This window comes from Cytobacillus stercorigallinarum, assembly GCF_014836495.1.
Classification (GTDB): Bacteria; Bacillota; Bacilli; order Bacillales; family Cytobacillaceae; genus Cytobacillus; species Cytobacillus stercorigallinarum.
This window is the reverse complement of sequence record NZ_JACSQT010000001.1, coordinates 268139-292784: the sequence shown is the minus strand read 5'-3', so window position 1 is coordinate 292784 and position 24646 is coordinate 268139. Positions and strand designations below refer to the sequence as shown.

The 24646-nt window shown below is 37.3% G+C and carries 20 protein-coding genes; 1 reads left to right on the top strand and 19 read right to left on the bottom strand.

Annotated features, from left to right (window positions below; genetic code table 11):
• Positions 1-148 precede the first annotated feature (148 nt).
• The 8 genes from ysxE to hemA form a co-directional block, all read right to left on the bottom strand.
• Entirely contained in the window at positions 149-1216 is a 1068-nt protein-coding gene (gene ysxE / locus H9655_RS01400; RefSeq protein ID WP_191810181.1) for a spore coat protein YsxE, read from the bottom strand.
• Between the two features lie 112 nt (positions 1217-1328).
• Entirely contained in the window at positions 1329-2420 is a 1092-nt protein-coding gene (gene spoVID, locus H9655_RS01395) for a stage VI sporulation protein D (protein WP_191810178.1), read from the bottom strand.
• 366 nt (positions 2421-2786) lie between these two features.
• Complete coding sequence (gene hemL, locus H9655_RS01390; RefSeq protein ID WP_191810176.1) at positions 2787-4073, bottom strand: glutamate-1-semialdehyde 2,1-aminomutase; 1287 nt, start codon at positions 4071-4073, stop codon at positions 2787-2789.
• Between the two features lie 16 nt (positions 4074-4089).
• Complete coding sequence (gene hemB, locus H9655_RS01385) at positions 4090-5070, bottom strand: porphobilinogen synthase (RefSeq protein ID WP_191810174.1); 981 nt, start codon at positions 5068-5070, stop codon at positions 4090-4092.
• A 19-nt stretch (positions 5071-5089) separates the two neighbouring features.
• Positions 5090-5851, bottom strand: coding sequence for a uroporphyrinogen-III synthase (locus tag H9655_RS01380; protein WP_191810172.1), 762 nt, complete (start codon positions 5849-5851; stop codon positions 5090-5092).
• Positions 5848-6783 carry a hydroxymethylbilane synthase gene (gene hemC, locus H9655_RS01375; protein ID WP_191810170.1) on the bottom strand — a complete coding sequence of 312 codons (936 nt, stop codon included), beginning with the start codon at positions 6781-6783 and terminating at the stop codon, positions 5848-5850. The genes H9655_RS01380 and hemC overlap by 4 nt, the downstream gene beginning before the upstream one ends.
• 37 nt (positions 6784-6820) lie before the next feature.
• Positions 6821-7654 carry a cytochrome C assembly family protein gene (locus H9655_RS01370; RefSeq protein WP_191810168.1) on the bottom strand — a complete coding sequence of 278 codons (834 nt, stop codon included), beginning with the start codon at positions 7652-7654 and terminating at the stop codon, positions 6821-6823.
• Positions 7655-7669: 15 nt separating this feature from the next.
• Positions 7670-9010: a glutamyl-tRNA reductase gene (gene hemA / locus H9655_RS01365; protein WP_191810166.1), complete on the bottom strand. Its 1341-nt coding sequence runs from the start codon at positions 9008-9010 to the stop codon at positions 7670-7672.
• A gap of 238 nt (positions 9011-9248) precedes the next feature.
• On the opposite strand from hemA, the gene H9655_RS01360 reads away from it, so the two are divergent.
• Positions 9249-9731, top strand: a complete 483-nt coding sequence (locus tag H9655_RS01360; protein WP_191810164.1) for a LiaI-LiaF-like domain-containing protein — start codon at positions 9249-9251, stop codon at positions 9729-9731.
• A 71-nt stretch (positions 9732-9802) separates the two neighbouring features.
• Here H9655_RS01360 and H9655_RS01355 read toward each other — a convergent pair whose 3' ends face one another.
• The 11 genes from H9655_RS01355 to leuC form a co-directional block, all read right to left on the bottom strand.
• Complete coding sequence (locus H9655_RS01355; RefSeq protein WP_318245432.1) at positions 9803-10540, bottom strand: amino acid ABC transporter ATP-binding protein; 738 nt, start codon at positions 10538-10540, stop codon at positions 9803-9805.
• Between the two features lie 16 nt (positions 10541-10556).
• Positions 10557-11207: an amino acid ABC transporter permease gene (locus tag H9655_RS01350; protein WP_095372373.1), complete on the bottom strand. Its 651-nt coding sequence runs from the start codon at positions 11205-11207 to the stop codon at positions 10557-10559.
• A 90-nt stretch (positions 11208-11297) separates the two neighbouring features.
• Positions 11298-12080, bottom strand: coding sequence for a transporter substrate-binding domain-containing protein (locus H9655_RS01345; protein ID WP_191810161.1), 783 nt, complete (start codon positions 12078-12080; stop codon positions 11298-11300).
• Positions 12081-12525: 445 nt separating this feature from the next.
• Positions 12526-13107 carry a ribosome biogenesis GTP-binding protein YihA/YsxC gene (gene yihA, locus H9655_RS01340; protein WP_191810159.1) on the bottom strand — a complete coding sequence of 194 codons (582 nt, stop codon included), beginning with the start codon at positions 13105-13107 and terminating at the stop codon, positions 12526-12528.
• Complete coding sequence (gene lon / locus H9655_RS01335; RefSeq protein ID WP_191810157.1) at positions 13104-15431, bottom strand: endopeptidase La; 2328 nt, start codon at positions 15429-15431, stop codon at positions 13104-13106. The genes yihA and lon overlap by 4 nt, the downstream gene beginning before the upstream one ends.
• Positions 15432-15678: 247 nt before the next feature.
• Positions 15679-17361, bottom strand: a complete 1683-nt coding sequence (gene lonB / locus H9655_RS01330) for an ATP-dependent protease LonB (RefSeq protein WP_191810155.1) — start codon at positions 17359-17361, stop codon at positions 15679-15681.
• 623 nt (positions 17362-17984) lie between these two features.
• Positions 17985-19250 (bottom strand): ATP-dependent protease ATP-binding subunit ClpX, encoded by a 1266-nt coding sequence (gene clpX, locus H9655_RS01325; protein ID WP_191810153.1) that lies wholly within the window; start codon positions 19248-19250, stop codon positions 17985-17987.
• A gap of 449 nt (positions 19251-19699) precedes the next feature.
• Positions 19700-20986 (bottom strand): trigger factor, encoded by a 1287-nt coding sequence (tig, locus tag H9655_RS01320; protein ID WP_191810151.1) that lies wholly within the window; start codon positions 20984-20986, stop codon positions 19700-19702.
• Between the two features lie 158 nt (positions 20987-21144).
• Positions 21145-22161 (bottom strand): tetratricopeptide repeat protein, encoded by a 1017-nt coding sequence (locus H9655_RS01315; protein WP_191810149.1) that lies wholly within the window; start codon positions 22159-22161, stop codon positions 21145-21147.
• Between the two features lie 431 nt (positions 22162-22592).
• Entirely contained in the window at positions 22593-23177 is a 585-nt protein-coding gene (gene leuD / locus H9655_RS01310; RefSeq protein WP_191810147.1) for a 3-isopropylmalate dehydratase small subunit, read from the bottom strand.
• A gap of 12 nt (positions 23178-23189) precedes the next feature.
• Positions 23190-24605 carry a 3-isopropylmalate dehydratase large subunit gene (gene leuC, locus H9655_RS01305; RefSeq protein WP_191810145.1) on the bottom strand — a complete coding sequence of 472 codons (1416 nt, stop codon included), beginning with the start codon at positions 24603-24605 and terminating at the stop codon, positions 23190-23192.
• Between the last annotated feature and the right edge of the window lie 41 nt (positions 24606-24646).

Below are 24646 nucleotides of genomic sequence, written 5' to 3'. Positions count from 1 at the left end.
GGGACCAACTTATAAGAAAAATGGCTCTTATTTTAGACTTGTTATGTATGATGAAAAAAGGCGGGATGAGGATGCAAATGCACACTATATATTAATTTTTACCGAATAAGTTTGATTGCTTCTTAAAATGAATATAGGAGCCCAGTTTTTATCCATTTTGGGCTCCTTCTTGTTCTGCCTTCGCTTTTTCAGCTGCTTCTTGTGCTTGTTTTTTCTGACGCTCAATTTCATCAATCCTCATGGCTACATATTCCGTATTCTTTAATAACCAAAATTGCCTTTGTATATGTTCTACATGCTTTCTTTCATTCTTTCTCGACTTACCATTATGATATTTTTCTGCTGCGCGAATGACAGGTCCTGGATGAGCAAAATAACTTTGAAATAAAAGCATTTCATCTTCTCTAAACGGATAATGCTTAAAATAAGTGTAAATCCAATCGACGGCATCGTCCGCACGCTTCGGAAAGGTTTTTAAAGATCTTGATAAGAACGGAAGAAGATCATGCATAGGTGAACTTCTCTTCGCTTCCTCAAAATTCAAAAAATAACCATATCCACGCTCATCATACAAAAAATGTTCGGTAGAAATTTTTCCGTGTATAACAGCAGTACGAACTTTTTCCTCTTCCTTTGTTTTCTCGTACCAATCCTTTAATTTCTTCGTTGAGAAAGTTAACGCTTGAGCGATATCATTATAATATTGTGTAAACATCAACTCATAAGGAGACATATATTCCCTAGATTCACATGTTTCAATAAAACCATTTAAAAATTCACTCTGCTTTTCCCATTCTAGTAACGTATTTTCATAATGCTCCTCACGTTCTTCCTTAGAAACTTCCACTTCTTTCGTACTTAAGACATGCAAGCGAGCAAGTTCTCTAAACATTTGTTGATGACGTTCAAATTGATCTTCTTTAATCTCATTTGCTAGCCAAGGCATTAAGTAATACAGCTTTTGTTCGTGTAAAACGGCATACCTACCGTCAACCGTCGGATAAATCGGGACAATCCGGTTGTATCCCATCTGGTATAATTGTTGAATATAACGAATGAAGTCCGCTCCATGATTTGCTTTTATTTTTTTCAAAGAAAAAACACCTTTGCTAGAGTAAACCTTCTGAACGCTACCAAAACTTTCGATGAAATTAGGCTCAAGTGCATAGTGTTTTAAAATGGGACCATATTTTTTTAATCTATTTTCCTTTGCCACTTAGACCACTCACTTTCCTCCCTTACCTTTATTGGTAAGTAAACAAGTGACACTGATAAAAATGCGAGCAGACCGGTGAGATCTGCTCATAATAGGCTACCCTTATCAGCTGCTAGTTTGTTACAGCTACAGGGATATATAATACTTGGCCTTCATGCACTTCTTGATTCAATTCAAGTTGATTGGCTCTCATTAATATTTGTGGTGTCACATCATATCTTTCTGAAATAAGATCAATCGTGTCATTGGGCTGGACAATACATACCTTAACCTTCGTCAATTGTTCTTCATCTTCTTTACGAGCAAAAAATTCTGTTAAACTCATGCTTTTTTTGCCCTTTACTTTCTTCTTCTGTTGTTTGACTTCTTCCGAAGAAGATTCAAGCTCATCTTTCACCTCTTCATGCTCTTGAACCGGTTTTGTTTCTTCTACTTGCTTAACCTCAAAGATTTCTTCTGCTTCCTGCTTTTTCTCTTCATATCGATTAGCTATAAAAGAAACCTCTGGCATATCAATGGGTTCCTCTTCATGGGGCTCAAGAATAGGTAAGGAGCGATTTAAAACCGGTTCTTCTTCAACCACTTCTGGCTCCTGCTTCGCTTCAGCAACAAACACATCCTCATCTTTTTTATTTTCCTCCGGTAAGGTGAAGTTAATCTCTGTATGTTCTTCTTCACGACTGGTATCTTCTTCTTCAACTTGAGCCGTTGAACGTTCGACCGTGTCAAGCTCTAGCACATTATTCTCATCTTCGGTATATGCTACATGCTGTTGATCACCATACAAACCAGATATCGTCAAGTTGGCATGGAGCTTCATGCAACTTCTTTCAGGAAACATATAATCAAATGACTCTACTTGGACATCAATATCATCCAATCTTTCAATGCGATTATTTGGGATTGTAATATCTACAGGAAAATAGTGAGTAAACTCACATACGCCCTCTTCCCTTTCTTCCACAGATTGGATAAATCTTAATGTAGATGGTGGTTCATTCATACTTTCCTCGGTTGATTCATCACGATGATATTCACCTGTTAGTTCTAGGGCTCCTTGAATTGTTACATACTGCTCACTATCCTGAATCGTTATATTCGGATCAAGTGAAATCGAAAGTAATTGTGATACTTCCTGTCCTTTTTGAAACCAAACGGATTCCTCTAGCGAAAACCGCAAGTTCGACGGATTTCCTTGAGACATATTCGACTCCTCCTCCCATATCATCAAAAAACAATAACATCTTTTCTCTTACACTTTATGAGGGCGAAAAGTGAATTATGATTACTTTACTTAGAAAGGAGCGAGTCTTCGCTAGATTAACGATATTGTTAAAGGGGAATCGATCAATTTAGGACCTGTGAATGTTAAAATCTAACGCCTTTTCACACGGAGATCATCGTCTACATAACTTTCTCTTTGATTGTTTCCCAATGTTTGAGCCTTATCAATGCAGCTGTCTTTACCTCTTTGTTACTGATATTCTTCTCTTTGCGCGCTCTCTAAAGCATTTGTCTATCGAAAATAAAAAAGCGAACAATTCCATTTCGGAATTTGTTCGCTAAAAACTTATTTCAATTTCGCAAATGCTTTTTCAGCTGCGACAATTGTTTGATCAATATCTTCATCCGTTAACGCTGTAGATAGGAATAAACCTTCGAATTGTGATGGTGGAAGGAATACGCCTTGAAGCGCCATTTCACGATAATAAGAAGCAAAGAAGTCAAGATTAGACGTTCTCGCTTTATCATAATTAATGACATCTTCATTTGTAAAAAATAGACCAATCATTGATCCTGCACGGTTAATTGTATGTGGAATCTCATATTTTTCTGCTGCTGTTCTCAAGCCTAATTCGAGTTTATCGGCTTTCTTAATAAAGCTCGCATACGTATCAGGTGTTAATTGGCTTAATGTCGCATACCCTGCAGCCATCGCAAGCGGGTTACCTGATAGAGTACCTGCTTGATAAATAGGCCCACTTGGTGCAACTTGCTCCATAATTTCCCGTTTACCACCGTACGCACCCACAGGCAGTCCACCACCTATAACTTTTCCTAAGCAAGTTAAATCAGGTGTAATGCCGAAGAAACCTTGGGCACAGTTATAATCCACACGGAAACCTGTCATCACCTCATCAAAAATAAGAAGGGCGCCGTATTCATTTGTCACATCACGCAACCCTTGCAAAAATCCTTCTACTGGAGGGACAACTCCCATATTACCAGCGACAGGTTCAACGATGATGGCAGCGATATCTTCACCAAATTGTTCAAAAGCGTATTTCACACCTTCAAGATCATTGTAAGGAACTGTAATCGTATTCTTAGCAATCCCTTCAGGCACACCAGGGCTATCAGGCAATCCAAGTGTAGCTACACCAGAACCCGCTTTAATTAAGAGAGAATCCCCATGACCGTGATAACAGCCCTCAAACTTCAAAATTTTATTCCGTCCTGTGAACCCTCTAGCTAATCTTAGTGCACTCATCGTTGCTTCTGTACCTGATGAAACCATCCGAATTACATCAATTGAAGGAACACGATCGATGACAAGCTGTGCTAATTCATTTTCAATTAGTGTTGGTGCCCCGAAACTTGTTCCATTTTCAGCAACTTCCTTCACTGCAGAAACGACTTTTTCATTAGCATGTCCTAAAATGAGCGGGCCCCATGAAAGGACATAATCGATATATTCATTCCCATCAATATCATAGATTTTTGACCCTTGGCCTTTTTCCATAAAAATCGGATCCATATCGACCGACTTAAAGGCACGGACTGGGGAGTTTACTCCACCAGGCATGAGTTTAACTGCTTCTTTAAATGCGGCTTGTGACTTTTCATATGAACGCATAAACATCCCTCTTTTCTTATTTGTGTGAATTCAGCCATTTGGCTGCATCTTTTGCATGATAAGTAATAATTAGATCACTACCAGCTCTCTTCATCCCTGTTAGCATCTCAAGTACGATTCTTTCTTCATCAATCCAGCCATTTTGTGCAGCAGCTTTTACCATGGAGTATTCGCCACTTACATTATAAGTAACAAGTGGTAAATTAATATTGTTTTTCACATCACGAACAATATCAAGATAAGGCATCCCAGGCTTTACAATGAGGAAGTCTGCACCTTCCATTAAATCTGATTCAGCTTCTCTTATTGCTTCTAAGCGATTTGCAGGGTCCATTTGGTATGATTTCCGATCACCAAATTGCGGTGTACTACCAGCAGCGTCTCTAAATGGCCCGTAAAAAGCAGACGCGTATTTGACCGCATAAGACATAACAGGTATATGTTCAAAGCCTGCCTCATCAAGACCTTCACGAATAGCTATTGTAAATCCATCCATCATATTGGAAGGAGCAATAATATCTGCACCGGCTTTCGCTTGACTAATAGCTGTTTGCACAAGTAATTCTAATGAAGCGTCATTTAATATTTCCCCATTTTCAATCAATCCACAATGGCCATGGTCAGTATACTCACAAAGACAAGTATCAGCAACGACCAAAATGTCTGGATACTTCTCCTTAATTAATCTTGTTGCTTCTTGGACAATTCCATGTTCATGATACGCCTGTGTACCACAATCATCTTTTTCAAGAGGAACACCAAATAATAAAATAGATTGGATACCTAAAGAAACAACCTCATCCATCTCTTCAGTTAAATGGTCTAATGATAAATTATAAATACCTGGCATAGAAGGAATTTCTTTTTTAATATCTTGGCCTTCTGCAACAAAAATAGGATAAATAAAATCCTCCACATGTAGATGCGTTTCTCTAACTAGATTGCGCATATTTGCTGTCCTACGTAAACGGCGGTGACGATTAAATTGACTATTCATTGTACTACCTCCAACTTGATTAAGAAATGACTTTAATTACTTCATTAATTAAATGTTTAAATGTATATACTGTCGGTACAGCATGTACCTTCAAACCGTAAAATTCTGCTCTTTTTGCAGCTATTGGTCCGATACAACCGATGATACTCTTCCTTATTTGATCCTTCAAACCATAACGCTCGACAATTTCCATAAAATGGTCAATTGTTGACGGGCTCGTAAATAATAATATATCTATGCCCTCATTCAATAAGCGATCTGTTAATACTTGTTTACTCTCGTCAGGAAAAAAATTTTCATAAACGATTCGTTCAGTCACTCTATGCTTTGCTTCCACAAGCTTTTGCTTAATAAAATCGCGGGCGAGGTTGCCCTTAGGCAAGAAAATATTTTGTTCTCCCCCTAAAATGGCGATAAATTCATGGGCAAATGTTTCAGCAACAAATTCCGATGGCATGAAATCAGCTTTCATGTCATATTGCGCCAACGTTTCAGCCGTTTTCTTTCCTATAACGGCCAACTTTGGTAAGTTAGTCTTTTGTGACACATATGTAAAAAACACATCAACTGACACACTACTTGTGAAAATAACCCATTGATATTGTGTGAAATCGATGGTTTTTAAAGAATGGGCATCTGTTGTTTCTCTAAAAGAAATTAATGGGATAATCACTGGATGTCCACCAAGGGATCTGACCAACTCACCACTAGCCTCCGATTGATCTTTACTTCGGGGAATAAGGACAGACATTCCATGTAAGGCACTGTCCTCATGAATCATCCTTTGTCTAACTCCTCTTTAACTGCATCAATTAATGCTTTTGCACCTAATTCCGATAAATTTTCTGCAACTTGATACCCTATTGTCTCAGGATCATCGCCAACAACCATATCTTTATAAATCGTACGGCCATCCGGAGAACCAACTAAGCCAGTTAAACTTACTTCCCCATTCTCAGTTAAACGTGCAAATCCGGCAATTGGCACTTGGCAACCGCCCTCCATTTTATGAAGAAATGCACGCTCGGCAAGCACTGTTTTTTTCGTTTCCTCACATGTGAATGCATCTAAAAGTTTTCTTAGTTCATGATCATCTTCTCTACATTCGATAGAGAGTGCACCTTGACCAACGGCTGGTAAACAAATATCTGGATCAATAAATTCTGTAACGATTTCCTTTGTCCATCCCATTCTTGATAGGCCGGCAGCAGCCAGAATAATGGCATCATATTCTTCTGTTTCAAGCTTAGCAAGACGTGTATCAATATTCCCGCGAATCCATTTAATTTCTAAATCTGGTCTTTTAGCCAAGAGTTGTGAACCTCTTCTTAAACTACTTGTCCCGATAATTGCGCCTGGTTTTAAGTCAGCTAATTTCACATGGCCTTTGGAAATAAGTGCATCTCGATAGTCTTCTCTTTCCGGAATACAACCAATGGTCAATCCTTCAGGTAAGACAGCTGGCATGTCCTTCATACTATGTACAGCCATGTCAATTTCCTTATCTAACATCGCTTGTTCTATTTCTTTAACGAATAGGCCTTTTCCTCCTACCTTTGAAAGGGTAACATCCAGGATTTTATCTCCTTTTGTCACAATTTCTTTTACTTCAAAATCAACTGCAGGATTCAAACGGCGTAACTGTTCAATCACCCAATTCGTTTGTGTTAACGCAAGCTTACTTCTTCTTGAACCGACAATTATTTTTCTCATGACAGCCTCCCTATTCTTTAAAAACATATTCCTTTTCTTATTCATACCAGAAATGGAAAGACGATAACCTTCCAAATAAGAAAAAATTAATTAATACAACAAGGAAAGCAGCCACATTCCAAGTAGCAAGTGATTTACCACTCATTCCTCTGCCAACCTTTAAATATAAGTAAATACTATACAAAATGAGGACCAATAAGGAACCAAGCACTTTTGAATCCAACCATACCATATTTGGTAATTTCATATAAGCCCATTGTATCCCTAATATTAAACTAATCACTAACATAGGCACCCCTATACTAGCAAATAGATAAGACATTTTTTCTAGTTGTGATAAATTCGCAATTCGAATCAGCCTTGAACCCCACTTTTTTCTCTTCAACAAATCATATTGAATCAAATATAAAAGAGCAAATACAAATGACAATGAAAAAGCACCATATGAGAGAATCGCACCAATAATATGAAAAAAGAGGAGCTCAGACATCAATTGATTCGCCAACACATCTGATTCAATCTCAATAGGAGCAAATGTATGTAAAGCCATAATAAAAAAACCAAGTACATTTGTGAAGAAAACGATAAAATCAACTTTCATAATGCGATTAATAATTAAAGAAAATGTAATAAGTATCCATGCGTAGAAGTATAAACCTTCAAATATCGTTAATACAGGAAATCTTCCCGTATTCCACATATAGAGTAATAAGAATATCGTCTGTAATCCCCATACAAATGCAAGTAACCAGAAGGCTACACGATTGGCCTTCCGGTTACTTGCTAAAAAGTCAATAAAGTAGAGAAGTACACTCGCTGCATAAAGAACGACAGTAAATTCATGCAGGCGTGCCATATAGATATCAAACATGGACAGTACCCCTTTTTATGATTGAAAGGATGTCTGTTGCACCTTTACACGATCTGATTTTGGTTGTTCTTGTTTTTCGATTTGTTGGACAACAAGATCCTCTATATTAAATATTTTCACGAACAATTCTAATGCTTTATCAGCATTTTTATGTCCTGCCAATTCTTTTGCTTGTAATACAGGGTCTTTCAACATTTGGTTCACAATACTCTTCGTGTGCTTGCTAACCACTTTTCTTTCCCGTTCTGTTAGGTTTGGAAGCTTTCTTTCCAAACTCTTCATTGTGTCAGCCTGAATAGCAAGAGCTTTCTCTCTTAAAGCTGAGATGACAGGTACCACACCTAGAAGTTTAAGCCACTGTTTAAATTCAACGATTTCACTTTCGATTAATAATTGAATTTTCTCCGCTGCTTTTTTACGCTCTTGCAAATTCGCTTCAACAATACCTTCTAGATCATCAATATCATATAAGAAAACGCTATCTAGATCAGCAAGTGCTGGATCTAAATCACGTGGAACAGCAATATCAACCATAAATAATGGCTTACCTTTCCGCAATCTTTCTACATCTGCCATCATCTCTTTTGTAATCATATAATTGTTTGCACCTGTAGAAGAAATCACGATATCAGCTTCCACTAATGCACATTGTAATTCTTGCATTAATTTCGCCTGTCCTTCATAGCGATGTGCTAAATTTTTCGCTTTCTCAAAAGTACGATTAATTACCGTAACATTGGCACCATTTGCATGAAGATGTTGTATCGCTAATTCGCCCATTTTACCTGCTCCGAGAATTAGGACTTGCTTATTCGTAATTTGACCGAATATTTTCTTAGCAAGTTCAACTGCAGCATAACTAACAGATACGGCATTTGCGCCAATATCCGTTTCGGAATGTGCCTTTTTAGCAAACGTAATGGACTGCTTGAATAATTGATTGAAAATTGTTCCAGTTGTATGTTCCACTTGCGCTTGCAAAAAACTAGAGCGAACTTGGCCTAAAATTTGTGTTTCTCCTAGGACCATTGAGTTTAATCCACTACCGACTTTAAATAAATGCTCTATCGCACCATCATGTTCATAAATAAAAAGAAAGGGCGAAAATTCATTTTGATCTATTTGAAACCAATCGGCTAAAAATTCTTTAATATAATATCTACCTGTATGCAGTTGATCGACAACCGCATAGATTTCGGTCCGATTACATGTGGATAGAATTACATTTTCCAAGATGCTTTTCTTTTGTTGCAATGCTTGCATTGCCTCACCCAATTGAGAAGGATCGAATGTTAATCTTTCTCTAATTTCCACAGGGGCTGTTTGATAGTTTAGACCAACGACCACGATATGCATTTTTAGTAGACCCCCCAAAAAAATTGCATAATTACCTACATATATTATAACATTATCTTTACAAGCTGTTTCAAAGAAATGTGAACAGAGTATGAACACATATGATATGATATTTGAGTAGTAAATGATTAATTTAGAACTATTATAATTTGATATTTATTATCATAAACACTCCACTATGTACAATACCAAAAAACTGTCTAATATTCAAGTGTACCTAACTGAAAGTGGTGAATAAATGAAAAGTCAACGACTATTTGCCGGCATTATCTTAGTAGGCTACGGCTGTTTCTTTCTCATTCAGCAATTACAGGTTGAGAGTTTACAATCGCTATTGACCTGGCCAGTATTACTAGCTATTACAGGTTTGGCTTTTTTAATCCAAGCATATAGCGGTAATGAATATAATGCTATATTTCCCGGTGTGATTCTCTTTGGGTTTGGTTTACATTTCATCATTGTTGATCGTTTAAGCATATGGCCTAATCATATCGGTGCCTTTGTCCTTATTATTGCCCTTGCTTTTTTATTATATTACTTAAAAACAGGCAATGGCCTCTTGCAAGGGTTTCTTATGTTAGTATTAGCCATTACTTTATTATTTTATGATAAAATTTTGCAATATGCAGGTAGCTACGGTGAGATCATTTCATACATAACGAAATTCTGGCCTGCTATTTTTATTATCATTGGCCTCTTTTTCCTTAGTAAAAGAAAATAATCTATGAGAAACTTCCATTGAAAAAAACGAACAAAATGTTCGTTTTTTTCGTTTTTGTTAATTATTCACTTTTATAGAACAGAATCTAAGAAACTTTTCGTTCTTTCTTCCTTTGGATGATTAAATAACTCTTCAGGATGACCGACTTCAACAATTTTACCATCATGCATATACACTGCCCAATCTGCCACTTCCCGCGCAAATCCCATTTCATGCGTGACAACAATCATCGTCATCCCTTCTTCAGCAAGTTCTTTCATTGTTGCTAACACTTCACCTACTAATTCTGGGTCTAGTGCAGAAGTTGGTTCATCAAACAGCATTACATCCGGCTTCATTGCTAATGCCCTTGCAATGGCAACACGCTGCTTTTGACCACCTGAAAGTTTAGATGGATAAACATCTTTCTTATCCGATAAGCCAACTTTATCTAACAGGACTAACGCTTGTTCCTCCGCTTCCTTTTTCGATATTTTTTTCACTTGCATCGGTGCTTCCATTATATTTTGTATGACTGTTTTATGAGGGAAGAGATGAAAGTGCTGAAACACCATTCCTACTCTTTGTCTAATTTCATTTAAGTCATGAGAATCTTTTTCTATTACTTCACCCTCTAATGTAATGGTTCCACTATCTTTTAATTCTAGAAAGTTAAGACATCTTAGCAATGTGCTTTTACCAGAACCACTGGCACCGATTAGACAAACAACATCGCTTTCTTTTACTGTAAAATCAATATCTTTTAATACATGAAGATCACCAAAAGACTTATTTAATTTCTCTATATTAATCATAATTGATTCACTCATCTATATTCATCCCTTTCTATCGCTCACTATTAGACATTTTCTTCTCAACAAGGTTCACAATAACTGTAAATAGAAGAACAAGCACTAAATAATAGACGGCAACAATCAATAAGTAAGTCATATAATCATAATTGATTGATCCTTGTGTTGTGGCAATATTAAAGAGCTCATAGACCCCTACAAATGAAGCTAGTGAAGAATCCTTTAACGCAATAATAAATTGGTTCCCGAGTGGTGGCAAAGCGCGTCTGCTTGCTTGTGGTAAAATTATTCTTCTCATTGTTAAGCCTGCACTCATCCCTAGGGAACGACCTGCCTCCATTTGACCACTTTCAATAGATTGAATGGCTCCTCTGAAAATTTCTGCAATATAGGCACCATTATGGAAGGCTAAACCTAAAACAACGGACCAAAAACCGGAAATATTTAATGAAGTTAAACCGAAATAAAAGATAAAGATTTGCACAACGAGAGGTGTTCCTCTGACTAAGAAGATATAGAGGTCCGCAACCCACTCTAATACTTTCACTTTAGATATCTTTAACATAGCAAAAAAGAGACCGATAAAAATAGCAATAAAAATTGAGACGATTGTTAATTGAAAAGTTAGGAGCATTCCCTCAAAAAACATCGGGAAGGTGTCAACAAACGTTGTTAGTATGTCCATATTTCCTCCTTAAGGTAAAGTGTATTTTCTTTTTAGATGCAAGAGGCGAATGCATACGCAATAAACGGAGATGCATTCGCCAACAGAAAATTATTCTTCTGATTCTACAGTAATATCTTCGCCGATATATTCCTTGCTAATTTCAGTCAAGGTTCCATCTTCATGAAGCTTCTCTAATGCATCGTTAATTTTTTCAAGTAGCTCTTCATTGTCTTTGGCTACAGCAATCGCTTGCTCACTTTTTTCTAAAAGCTGTTTTCCCTCAATATTCATACCCGCACCGATCGCTTCTTTACCTGTAACAAAATCGGTAATGACCGCATCATGCTTTCCACTAGATAAAGCCTCGAGTGCTACGACATCGCTATCATAAAACTTAATATTATCAGTAACTTCTGATACTGTTTTTTGATACGTTGTTCCTTTAGCAACAGCTACTTCAAGACCTTCTAAATCTTCTAATGTTTCTATATCGCTATCCGGTCTCACATAAATTTGTGGGCCTGAATAATAGTAAGGAATCGAGAAATCAACGGCTTGTAACCTTTCTTCTGTTATTGTATGACTAGCAACAGCGGCATCAAAACGTCCTGATTTTACACCTTCAACAATTCCACCGAATTTAAATTTTTGCTGCACTGGTTCTAGTCCTAGCTCTTTTGCAACGGCTTCTGCTACTTCAATGTCGAAACCTGTCATTGAACCATCATCTTGCGTTACACTAAATGGATTAAATTCTCCCGATGAAGCATAAGTGAATTTCCCTTCCTCTGCTAAATCCATACCTCCACTACTCGCTTCTTCATTTGAGCCACATGCAGCTAATACAGCTACAGATGCAGCAACAATCATTCCTTTAAGTATCTTTTTCACTAGTAAAATATCCCCCTTGTATGTTCTTTTTTCATATATGCTATCAACCTTACCACTCTTACAAATTATTCTCAAAATTCATATTTTATGATATTTTAAGATATAAAACTGTAAGAAAGTCTCACACATCCCTCTTATCCTCTATCCTCCTTATTAAACATGTATCCTCCTATATCATCTCTATTACTAAGAGTAGAGGGGAAGGGTCCACTTGATTCACAAGTGAAATGATGTAACTCAATTTTACATACATAGTCTAATTTCCCTAAATTCTGAAAAATAAACGTAAACTTCTCAACAAATGCGCATCTTTAAACTTAAAGTGTTGATAACCATTTCATCCTACCAAGATAAAAGAAAATCTTTAACAAAAAAAGACGAACAAATCCGGCCTCATCCGGTTTGTTCGTCTTTTTAAAATGTTTGATTGTAACCTTGAACCAGGTTACATCAAACCTTTAATAACGGCCCATGCTTCCTCTTTCCCTTTGCCTGTTTCTGAAGAGAATAAGATAAGAGAGTCGCTAGGGTCAACGTCAAGTGTTTCTCTCGTCACTTTAATATGTTTCTGCCATTTTGATTTTGGTACTTTATCGGCTTTTGTGGCAATAATGATGCAAGGAATCTCATAATGTTTAAGGAATTCATACATCATCACATCATCTTTAGTAGGCTGATGTCTTAAATCCACAATAAGAACAACCGCTCGTAATTGTTCTCGAGAAGTGAGGTATGTCTCAATCATTTTCCCCCATGCTTCCCTTTCTTTTTTTGACACTTTTGCATAGCCATAACCTGGTACATCAACAAAATGTAAGATTTCATTAATAAGATAAAAGTTTAATGTTTGCGTTTTTCCAGGCTTAGAAGATATTCTTGCTAATCCTTTACGATTCAACATTTTATTAATAAAAGAAGATTTCCCTACATTCGAACGACCTGCTAATGCAAATTCTGGTAATTCTACATCTGGATATTGTTCAGGCTTTACGGCACTGATGACAATATCTGAACTTACAACCTTCATTGTTCCACCCCGTCTACTAACGCTGCTTTCAGTACTTCATCTACATGGGATACAAGCACAAATGAAAGTTCCTCACGAATTGATTCTGGAATATCATCTATATCCTTTTCATTATCTTTCGGTAAGATAATTTTTGTTAATCCCGCGCGATGAGCGCTCAGTGATTTCTCCTTTAATCCACCGATAGGTAAGACACGACCACGCAATGTTACTTCACCTGTCATGCCTACTTCTCTTCTAATTGGTACACCCGTTAATGCTGAAACAAGTGCAGTAGTCATTGTGATCCCTGCAGATGGACCATCCTTAGGAACAGCCCCTTCTGGAACGTGAATATGAATATCGAATTTCTCATGAAAATTCTCATCAATCCCTAATTCCTTTGCATTTGAACGCACATAACTAAAAGCTGCTTGAGCGGATTCTTTCATCACATCACCAAGTTTACCCGTTAAGACTAACTTACCTTTACCTTTTGATAAAGAGACTTCGATTTGAAGTGTATCTCCACCTACAGTTGTATAAGCAAGTCCTGTAGCGATACCGACTTGATCCTCTAATTCAGCCTGGCCGTATCTAAAACGTTTCTTACCTAAGAAATCTTCAACCGATTTCGCAGTAACAACCACTCTTTTTTTCGTTTCTGATACAATAATTTTTGCCGTTTTCCTACAAATACTAGCCAATTGACGTTCTAAACTCCTAACACCAGCTTCTCTTGTATAATAACGCACAACAGCTTGAACAGCATCATCTCTCACTTGCAATTGAGATTTCGAAAGACCATGCTCTTTGATTTGTTTTGGCAAAAGATGGTCTTTAGCAATATGAAGCTTCTCATGTTCTGTATAACCAGCAATTGAAATGACTTCCATACGATCTAATAATGGTCCTGGAATTGTACTTAAATTGTTAGCTGTAGCAATGAACATAACCTTCGATAAATCATACGTCTCTTCAATATAGTGATCACTGAAGTTATGATTTTGCTCAGGATCTAATACTTCAAGCATTGCCGATGATGGGTCTCCACGAAAATCATTAGACATTTTATCAATCTCATCTAATAAAAATACTGGATTAACTGTTCCTGCTTTTTTCATCCCCTGGATTACTCTACCCGGCATTGCACCGACATACGTTCTTCGATGTCCGCGAATTTCTGATTCATCACGGACACCTCCTAAAGATACCCGGACAAAATTACGATTGAGAGAGGAAGCGATTGATTTCGCTAGACTTGTTTTCCCTACACCCGGAGGTCCAACGAGACAGAGGATAGGGCCTTTTAAAGAGTTCGTTAATTGCTGTACCGCCAAATATTCAAGCACTCTCTCTTTTACTTTCTCTAAACCATAATGATCTCGATCAAGGATTTTCTCTGCTTTTTTGATGTTTAAATCATCGACCGTTTCTTTAGACCAAGGTATCGCTAATAGCCAATCGATATAATTTCGAATAACAGAGCTTTCTGCCGAACTAGAAGGGACCTTTTCGTAACGATTCAGCTCTTTTAATGCTGTATTTTCTACATTACTAGGCATATTTGCTTCTGCGATTTTCGCTTTTAAATCTGCAATTTCTCCTGTTTTACCTTCTTTATCGCCTAATTCCGTTTGAATGGCTTTCATTTGTTCGCGCAAATAATATTCTTTCTGCGTTCTTTCCATCGATTTCTTTACCCGATTGCCGATTTTCTTTTCTAAATTCAGCACTTCTTTTTCGTTATGAATAATGCTGATCACACGATTCAAACGATCTTTTATATTAATTGTCTCCAAGATTTCCTGTTTCTCTTTTAGTTTTAAAGGAAGATGAGAAGCAATAATATCAGCTAAACGACCGGGTTCTTCAATATCTGTAACAGATGTAAATGTTTCTGTTGATATTTTTTTAGATACTTTTATGTATTGTTCAAAATGACTTAAAAGAGTACGCATTAATGCTTGGTCTTCTACATCACGAGATTCAGACTCCTCAAACACTTCAACCTTTACTGAAAAATAGTCTTCATCATCTAAAACCTCTGCTATTTTTGCCCGTTTAAGTCCTTCTACTAGCACACGAATTGTACCATTTGGCAATTTGAGCATTTGTTTTACCCGAGTAAGAGTACCTAAATGATATAAATCATCGCTGTCAGGCTCATCTATCGAAATGTCCTTTTGTGTTGTTAAAAAGATTAAATGGTCATCTACCATTGCTTTTTCAAGTGCTTGTACTGATTTATCACGACCTACATCTAAGTGTAGGACCATTGTAGGATAAACGAGCAAACCTCGAAGCGGCAGGAGGGGGACGATGATCTCTTTCTTATTCGTCATATACTTGCACCTCCAAAATGCATATGTATCAAGATTTCAATTCATTTTCTTTGTACAATTTTATCTTATTTACTTCACAGTGTCGACTTTTTAATCTAGTTCGTTAGCTAAAAAAGTAAAAAAGGGCAATCATTTTGTTTGTTTTCTTCATTCTAGCTTGACAATTGCTTATTTCATTCCCTATTTATTTGCCTTTAAAACGGGGGAATGAAAAACTCCGGCAGTTGTTGCCGAAGTTATTAGTACCTCACATACTTTCCTTTTTAGCAAGATCAATTGCTGACGCATCTAATGGTGAAATTAACGGCTTTTCATGTTGATATTCTTTGTGAAGGGCGAACTCGAACACTTCATTCAACGTTTTAACGGGAACAATTTGAATTCCTTCCACTTCATTTAATATCGATTGCATATTCTCTTCAGGGATAATAACTGTCTTTGCACCAGCTTTTTTGGCTGCTTTTACTTTTGGATATACCCCGCCAATAGGCTTAACCGTACCATGAATACTGATTTCGCCTGTCATTGCTACAGTGTGATCTATCGGATGTTTATAAATAGCTGAATAAATACCAGTAGCCATTGCAATCCCAGCAGATGGGCCATCAATCGGGACACCGCCAGGGAAGTTCACATGAATATCATAATCATCTGCAGGTACGCCCATTGAACGAAGTACTGTAATCACATTCTCAATTGAGCCACGCGCCATACTCTTTCTCCGAATCGATTTTCCTTGTCCGCCAATACTTTCTTCTTCTACAATTCCTGTAATATTAATAGATCCTTTTTCTTTAGCAGGAATCACAGTAACTTCAATCTCTAATAAAGCACCAGAATTAGGGCCATGAACAGCTAGACCATTAACTAAACCAACCTTGGCTGTTTCTCCGATTTTTCTTTCCATTCTCGGTACTAATTGACTTGATTGAATGACCCACTCGACATCTTCGTCCTTAATATAATCGCGCTCTTCTTGTATCGCAAGACTCGCCGTCGTTTGAACTAAGTTAACTGATTCACGACCGTTTCTAGCATAAGATGCTAATGTTTGTAAAGCGTGTTCACTTATTTTTAAGTTCACTTTATCGGCTGCCTTTTTAGCAACTTCCGCAATTTCTTCTTCTGTTAATTCCCGGAAGAACACTTCCATACAACGTGAACGAATAGCTGGAGGCAATTCGTTAGGTGTTCTTGTTGTGGCACCAACTAACCGAAAGTCTGCTGGTAAACCATTTTTAAAGATATCATGTATATGAGAAGGAATTTGCATATTTTCTTCATTATAATAAGCGCTCTCAAGGTATACTTTCCGGTCTTCCAACACTTTTAACAACTTATTCATTTGTATAGAATGTAACTCTCCAATTTCATCTATAAACAAGACCCCGCCATGGGCATTTGTGACTGCCCCTTGTTTCGGTTGTGGGATTCCTGCTTGCCCCATTGCTCCCGCTCCTTGATAAATGGGATCATGTACAGATCCAATAAGCGGATCAGCAATCCCTCTTTCATCAAATCGAGCAGTTGTCGCATCTAGTTCAATAAAGACTGAGGATGGTTTAAATGGTGATTTTTGATTTTTCTTGGCTTCTTCTAATACTAATCTGGCCGCAGCTGTTTTACCTACTCCAGGAGGCCCATAAATGATGACGTGCTGGGGATTTGGTCCACAAAGTGCCGCCTTAAGTGATTTTATGCCATCTTCTTGCCCTACAATATCATCAAAGGTCGTTGGCCTAACTTTCTCTGAAAGAGGTTCTGACAGTTTAATTGACCTCATCTTCTTTAATTGATCCATTTCTTTACGAGACTCTCTATCAATAGAGACTTTTTGAGTACGTTGGTTTTTAAGTAAGTTCCAAAAATAGAGCCCAATAACAATTCCAAAAAATAGCTGTACAAACAATGCAATTCCCGTCCAACTCATCCTATTCCCTCCTGAACATTTTCTTGCTGATAATGGATAGTATCTCCTGCGCAAAGTTGGAATAAACAAGAATTTTAAATTCAATAAGAGGAAGCTTATGGTTACTTTAGCATTTATTATAGGTGAATGATTTAATCAAACGGGAAATTTGTTAAGCTGTGATTGAGGAAATAGATATGCAAAAAAGTGGTCAATTTTTTGATTGGTTTCATCTTCTACTTTACCTGGTGATCTTATAGTAACGACACTCGATTCGATCTTGTTACACGTTAAAAGACCCTAGCTTATTTCGGCTCTAAGGCATTTATTGAGGTCATTTATTTGACTACCAAAGAATGGTGAGCGGTATGTAGGTTTTGCTCAGTTATCTTTGCGTATTTTACTCTGGATGTATGAGCAAATTCATTTAGTTCAGCTATCTTTAAGGATTTCAATATAGATGCACGAACAAATCTACTTTGTTCAGCTATCTCTAGCATTCTTACCTTGGATAGACAAGCAACTACCTACCAAATTGATATAACAAAACCAATTATCTATATACTCACACGTCCTTCATACACAGAACTTTTCACTGCAGGTAATAGAAAAGGAACTAAACCGTAGTTTAGTTCCTTTCACACTTATGCAGAAGTTTTTCTTTCTTCTTTCACAATTGTACCATCTTCAAGTAATAGCTTTGGTGAACCATTCTCAAGGACCGTTTCTTTTGTAATGATACATTTTTTAATATCATCACGAGAAGGTAAATCAAACATGACATCAAGCATGATTCCTTCAATAATCGAACGTAATCCACGGGCACCTGTTTTTCTTTCAATTGCCTTTTTAGCAATTTCAATCAGTGCTTCATCCTCGAATTCTAATTCAACATCATCTAATTCAAGCATTTTTTGGAATTGTTTTACTAAAGCATTTTTCGGCTTTGTTAAAATTTCAATCAATGCTTCTTCATCTAATGGTGTTAAGCTTGCAATAACCGGCAAACGACCAATAAATTCAGGAATTAAACCGAAACGCAATAAGTCCTCTGGTAAAACTTTAGACAGTAACTCATGTTGTTCCAGTTCTTTCTGCTTATTATCCGAACCGAAACCGATCACTTTTTGACCTAAACGGCGTTTAATGATTTGTTCGATTCCGTCAAAGGCACCACCACAAATAAATAAGATGTTCGTCGTATCAATTTGAATAAATTCTTGATGCGGATGTTTTCTTCCACCTTGTGGAGGTACGCTGGCAACAGTGCCTTCAAGAATTTTCAATAATGCTTGTTGCACACCTTCACCAGATACATCTCTTGTGATCGACGGATTTTCTGACTTACGCGCCACTTTATCAATCTCATCGATATAAATAATTCCTTTTTCAGCTTTCTCCACGTCATAGTCTGCAGATTGGATAAGCTTTAGGAGAATATTCTCAACATCTTCACCAACATAACCTGCTTCTGTTAATGAAGTCGCATCCGCAATTGCGAATGGTACATTTAGAATTCTTGCTAATGTTTGGGCTAGTAATGTTTTACCGCTTCCTGTTGGCCCAATCATCGCAATATTACTTTTTGCCAGTTCTACATCATCTACTTTACTGTTCGAATTAATCCGTTTGTAATGATTGTAAACTGCTACAGCTAGGTTTTTCTTTGCTTGGTCTTGACCGATTACATATTCATCGAGAATGTCGCGAATCTCGGATGGCTTTGGAACATCCTTAAATTCAACTTCTTCCTCTGTTCCAAGCTCTTCTTCCACAATCTCGGTGCATAATTCAATACATTCGTCACAAATGTAAACACCAGGACCAGCTACTAGCTTACGAACTTGATCTTGTGTTTTCCCACAGAAGGAACACTTTAATTGACCTTTTTCATCATTAAATTTAAACAAATCCTTCACCCCTTGATCAAACTTCTAAGCGATATATCTTCTGCGAACTTTTGTTTATCATTAGCTAAATATTTTGAGCCAAATCACTCGCCAGTTCTTATTAAAAACGCTTGATAAAAACTAACCTTTAAGTTATGTATTGCATTGTAACACACTTCAGCAAAAGACAGGAAATAATAACACTTACCTCTAAGTTATGTACGTAATACGTTATTCATGATTCGCAGAAGGAAATCACTCAATAAAACTTGTACTTCCATAAGCATGTCCATTTTTATGTCCATCCATAAGTGGAATTTTTTTCAGGCAGTTATGTATATGATAAGGTAGCCTGCTTTTGCCGTACTACTATTATGTAATATCTAAAATTGTAGAAAACAAGGCACGATGTGATCGCGCCTTGTTATGTGTAAGTTCCGGGTTGCTACCGTTACTTTGTTATATTCATTTTAAACAGTTTTACTATTTTCTACAAGTAAATCGATTGCTTTTTTCGCTTTAATATCAGATTGTAAACCATCAAGGCTACCACCAAGCGCCATTTGAATATTTTCAGCTGTCATATTATACATTTCAGCCATTTTATTTAGTTCTTCGTTCAATTCTTCTTCAGAAACTTCGATGTTTTCTGCAGCAGCGATTGCTTCAAGTGTTAAGTTGATGCGCACGCGCTTCTCTGCGTCAGCTTTCATTTGCTCACGTAATGCAGACTCATCTTGTCCAGAGAATTGATAATAAAGCTCAAGGTTCATACCTTGCATTTGTAAACGTTGTTCGAATTCTTGCATCATGCGATCTAATTCAGTATCAACCATTGCAGCTGGAATATCAATTGTCGTGTTCTCTGCTGCTTTTTCTACTACAGTATCACGCACATGGTGCTCTGCTTCATGGTTTTTACTATCAACTAATTGTTTCTTCGTTTTTTCTTTTAGTGCATCTAATGTTTCAACTTCTTCATCTACATCTTTAGCAAATTCATCATCTAATGCAGGAAGTTCTTTTGTTTTGATTTCATGTACAGTCGTTTTGAATACTGCTTTTTTACCCGCAAGCTCAGCAGCGTGATACTCTTCTGGGAACGTAACATTTACTTCTTTAGATTCGCCAGTAGAAACACCAATTAATTCTTCTTCAAAACCTGGAATGAATTGTCCAGAACCAAGTTCTAATGAGAAGTTGTCACCTTTTCCACCTTCGAATGCTTCTCCATCAACGAAACCTTCAAAGTCAATCACAACTGTATCACCTTGTTCTGCTGTACCTTCTTCTTTAACAACAAGCTCAGCTTGTTTTTCTTGAAGGCCTTTTAATTCGTTTTCTACATCTTCATCCGTTACTTCTGTATCGAATTTTTCTACTTCAAGACCTTTATATTCGCCAAGTTCTACTTCAGGCTTTACAGTTACTTTCGCAGTGAAAATAAGCGCTTTACCTTTTTCGATTTGTTCTACATCGATTTCAGGACGATCAACTGGCTCAATGCCTGTTTCTTCAATCGCATTTGCATACGCTTCTGGTAAAAGAAAATCAACTGCATCTTGGTATAAAGATTCAACACCAAAGCGTTTTTCAAATAGGCTGCGAGGCATTTTACCTTTTCTGAAGCCAGGAACATTTACTTGTTTAACTACTTTTTTAAATGCAGCGTCTAAACCTTCGTTTAACTTCTCTGCATCTACTTCAATTGTAAGAACCCCTTGGTTCCCTTCTAACTTTTCAAATTTAGCAGACATACTATTATTTCCCTCCAAAATCTATGATCATTTCATTCACAGCAAATAGAATGAATATGTCTAATCGATTATTCATTTATATAAGGTGAATCATCTTTCTATCCACATAATACAACCATTATATTATAACATAACGTCTCTAGCTTTCAACAATGAGACTATATTTTAGGATAAGAAAATTCTTCTATTGCTTCAATATAAGTAATAGCTGCATGATAATCTTCTTCTTCGACAGAATATTTCTCAAGCATTTCATCCACAGAAAGGTCCATGCCTAAATAATCAATCGCAAGTGTATGATAGGCAGCTGCCCATGTTTTAATTGAAAATGGTTCTAATTCTACCGGATACATGAGAAATAAATGACGGTTTACAAGAGAAGCCGCATGTTCAAGTAAAATGGGATCATCTTGTTCCATCTGCTCTTCTAACTCTTTGAGCATATCGATCCTTTGGTGAAAATCCTCAAAGTCCGGCAACTGTGCAGGAACGAAACTTTTTACCGTTCCCATTTTTTCAACAATTACTTCCTTATTATATAGATGCTGTTTCAGCACATCGAGAAGTAATGTCTTAAAAAAGGGATGCCCTTCTTCAGATCGTAAATAAACAAGGATTTCTTTTACATTGTGTACAATATTCTTGTCTGCCAATTCTTTAGCAAGTATCATCTGTTCTTGTTGATCTTTTATTTCAAAAAGTTGTAGTTGAATTACCGCGTCACTCTCTACATCACTGGACTTTATATCTGCTTCAGCCATTCTACGGCTGAATTCTAGTAGTCGGCTAAGGTGTTCAAATTTCCCAGGAGGCACTTTATTCTCTTCAAATAAGTATTCAATAGTGGTGACAATTTCATCGTAGCGATGTAATTGTACTAAAATCATCAAATACATATCGACCACTTGGAGATAATCACCTATTCCATTATGAAGCATGTATTCCGCTTGTTTTTGCGCAAGTTGCAATTGACCTGATTCAAAAAAAGCGAGCACAAGACCCGTTTGAATATCCTCATCCTCACCATTTAGATCTGAAGCTTCTGTTAAAAATTCTACCGCCTCTTGAAACTCTCTGCGATGCAAAGCCTCTAATCCCTTCTCTAATAAACGCCTATCTAAAAAGGGGAAGGGAACCACTTTATTTTTTTTGTCATTACGATTTTGTTTTGTCATTTTGCCTACGTCCCTTAATTTCCTTATTTAGTGGTAAGTGTAGCATGAAAAAAGAAAAATGCAAAAGGATTGTGCAATTGGGAGATTCCGAGGAAAAACATCATAAAAGGGAGGCTGGGACATAACTAAATGAGCTAACCTCAAAAAAGAACAATAACAAATTGATCTTAAAACATCATTTGAAAAAAAGTCCGTTCCATTGCGCTACAGTCACTCGCTTTCCGATGAGAGGGGCTGAGCCTCCTAAGGCATTGCCTGGTCTTAGCTTTTCCTCTATTTCCCGCAGGAGTTGAGTGTCTTCCGCTCCATTTCACTATTCTTTTCATATAAGGGTTCAAATCACACAAAAAACCGAATGATTAGATGCTAGAACTCCTAATCATTCGGATAAATCATTAGCTAGCATACTTATGTCCCAACCTCATAAGTTCCTATCTTAATGCTTGTTCATATGCTGTGATATGGTCATCTAATTGCAAGGTGATTTCAATTTCATCCCACCCATTCATTAGCATCGTTTTCCAATAAGCATCAATTTCAAATGACACTTGGAATCCTTCATCATCACGAATCGTTTGCTTCTCTAGATTCACTTCTAATAGATAAGGCTGTTGTTTGCCTTTTTCAAGTAATTGCACAACCTTCTCCTTTGGCAATGCAATCGGTAACACACCATTTTTCAGGCAATTTTGATGAAAAATATCTGCGAACGATGGTGCTACTATCACTTTAAATCCATAATCTAGGAGCGCCCATGGCGCATGCTCCCTTGACGACCCACAACCGAAGTTCTCATTTGCAATTAAAATGGAGGCATTTTGATTTTTTTCTTGATTTAATTCAAACGTCGGGTTTAAACTACCATCTGCCATATAACGCCAGTCATAGAACAAAAATTGGCCAAAGCCCGTTTTTTCAATTCGCTTTAGAAATTGCTTAGGAATAATCTGGTCTGTATCTACGTTGGCACGGTCGAAAGCAATCGCTTTATCCTTTAAAGTTTTAAATCGAGTCATCTACTCCACTCCCTATCTTACTGGTTGTTTTTCAACCATTTTTCTTACATCGACAAAATGACCATGAATAGCGGCTGCTGCTGCCATAATTGGACTGACTAAATGAGTTCTCGCTCCAGAACCTTGTCGACCCTCAAAATTCCGATTAGATGTGGAAGCACAATGTTCACCGCTAGGGACAATGTCATTATTCATACTCAAACACATACTGCAACCTGAATCTCTCCACTCAAACCCAGCATCTTTAAAAATGGCATCAAGACCTTCTTCTTCTGCTAGCGCCTTGACCGTTTGTGAACCTGGCACAACTAATGCACGCACATCAGGATGAACTTTATTGCCTTTAATGATAGAAGCCGCCTCACGTAGATCTTCTAATCGTGAATTGGTACAAGAACCGATAAATACATGTTGAATCTGAATATCTTCTATTTTCTGTCCTTCCTGTAGTCCCATATATTTAAGGGCACTCTCAAGTGATTTCTTTCCTACGACTGTTTCATAATCACTTGATGTAGGAATGGAATCAGTTACTTTAGATGTCATCGCTGGGTTTGTCCCCCAGCTAACCATTGGGGCAATATCGGCTGCTTCAATCGTAATCACACGATCATAAGTTGCATCTTCATCCGACACTAGTGATCGCCATTTTGTCACAAGCTTATCAAAGGCTTCCCCTGTCGGAACATGCTTACGTCCTCTTAAGTAAGAAAATGTTGTTTCATCAGGGTTCACTAATCCAGCTCTCGCGCCACCTTCTATCGACATATTACAAATCGTCATCCGCTCTTCCATAGACATATCTGCAATCACTTCGCCCGTATATTCAATGACATGTCCTGTTCCAAAATCAAACCCATACTGAGAAAGCACATAAAGGATCACATCTTTTGCTGATACACCGTGTTGCCTTTTGCCATTGATTTCAATTTTTAATGTTTTCGGTTTTTGGCGCCAGATGGTTTGTGTGGCTAACACATGCTCTACTTCACTTGTACCGATACCGAATGCAATGGAACCGAATGCACCGTGTGTGGATGTATGACTATCGCCACATACAATTGTCATACCTGGTTGTGTTAAGCCTAACTCTGGACCAATGACATGAACAATTCCTTGGTCTGGATGATCAATTCCTGCCAATGGTACTTGAAACTCTTCACAGTTCTTTTCTAATGTCGTCATCTGGTTCAAAGCAACCTTATCATTAATGACCTTGCGATTATCTGTAGGGACATTATGATCCATTGTGGCGAAGGTTTTATCTGGTCTTCTCACTGTCCTCCCTTTCATTCTTAAGCCAGAAAACGCTTGCGGCGATGTTACTTCATGCACTAAATGCAGATCAATATACAATAGGTCTGGCTTTCCCTCTTCTTGATGAACAATATGTTGTTCCCATATTTTCTCTATAATTGATTGTCCCATTTTTTTCACACACCTTTTTAAAAGAAACACGGACCCATAAT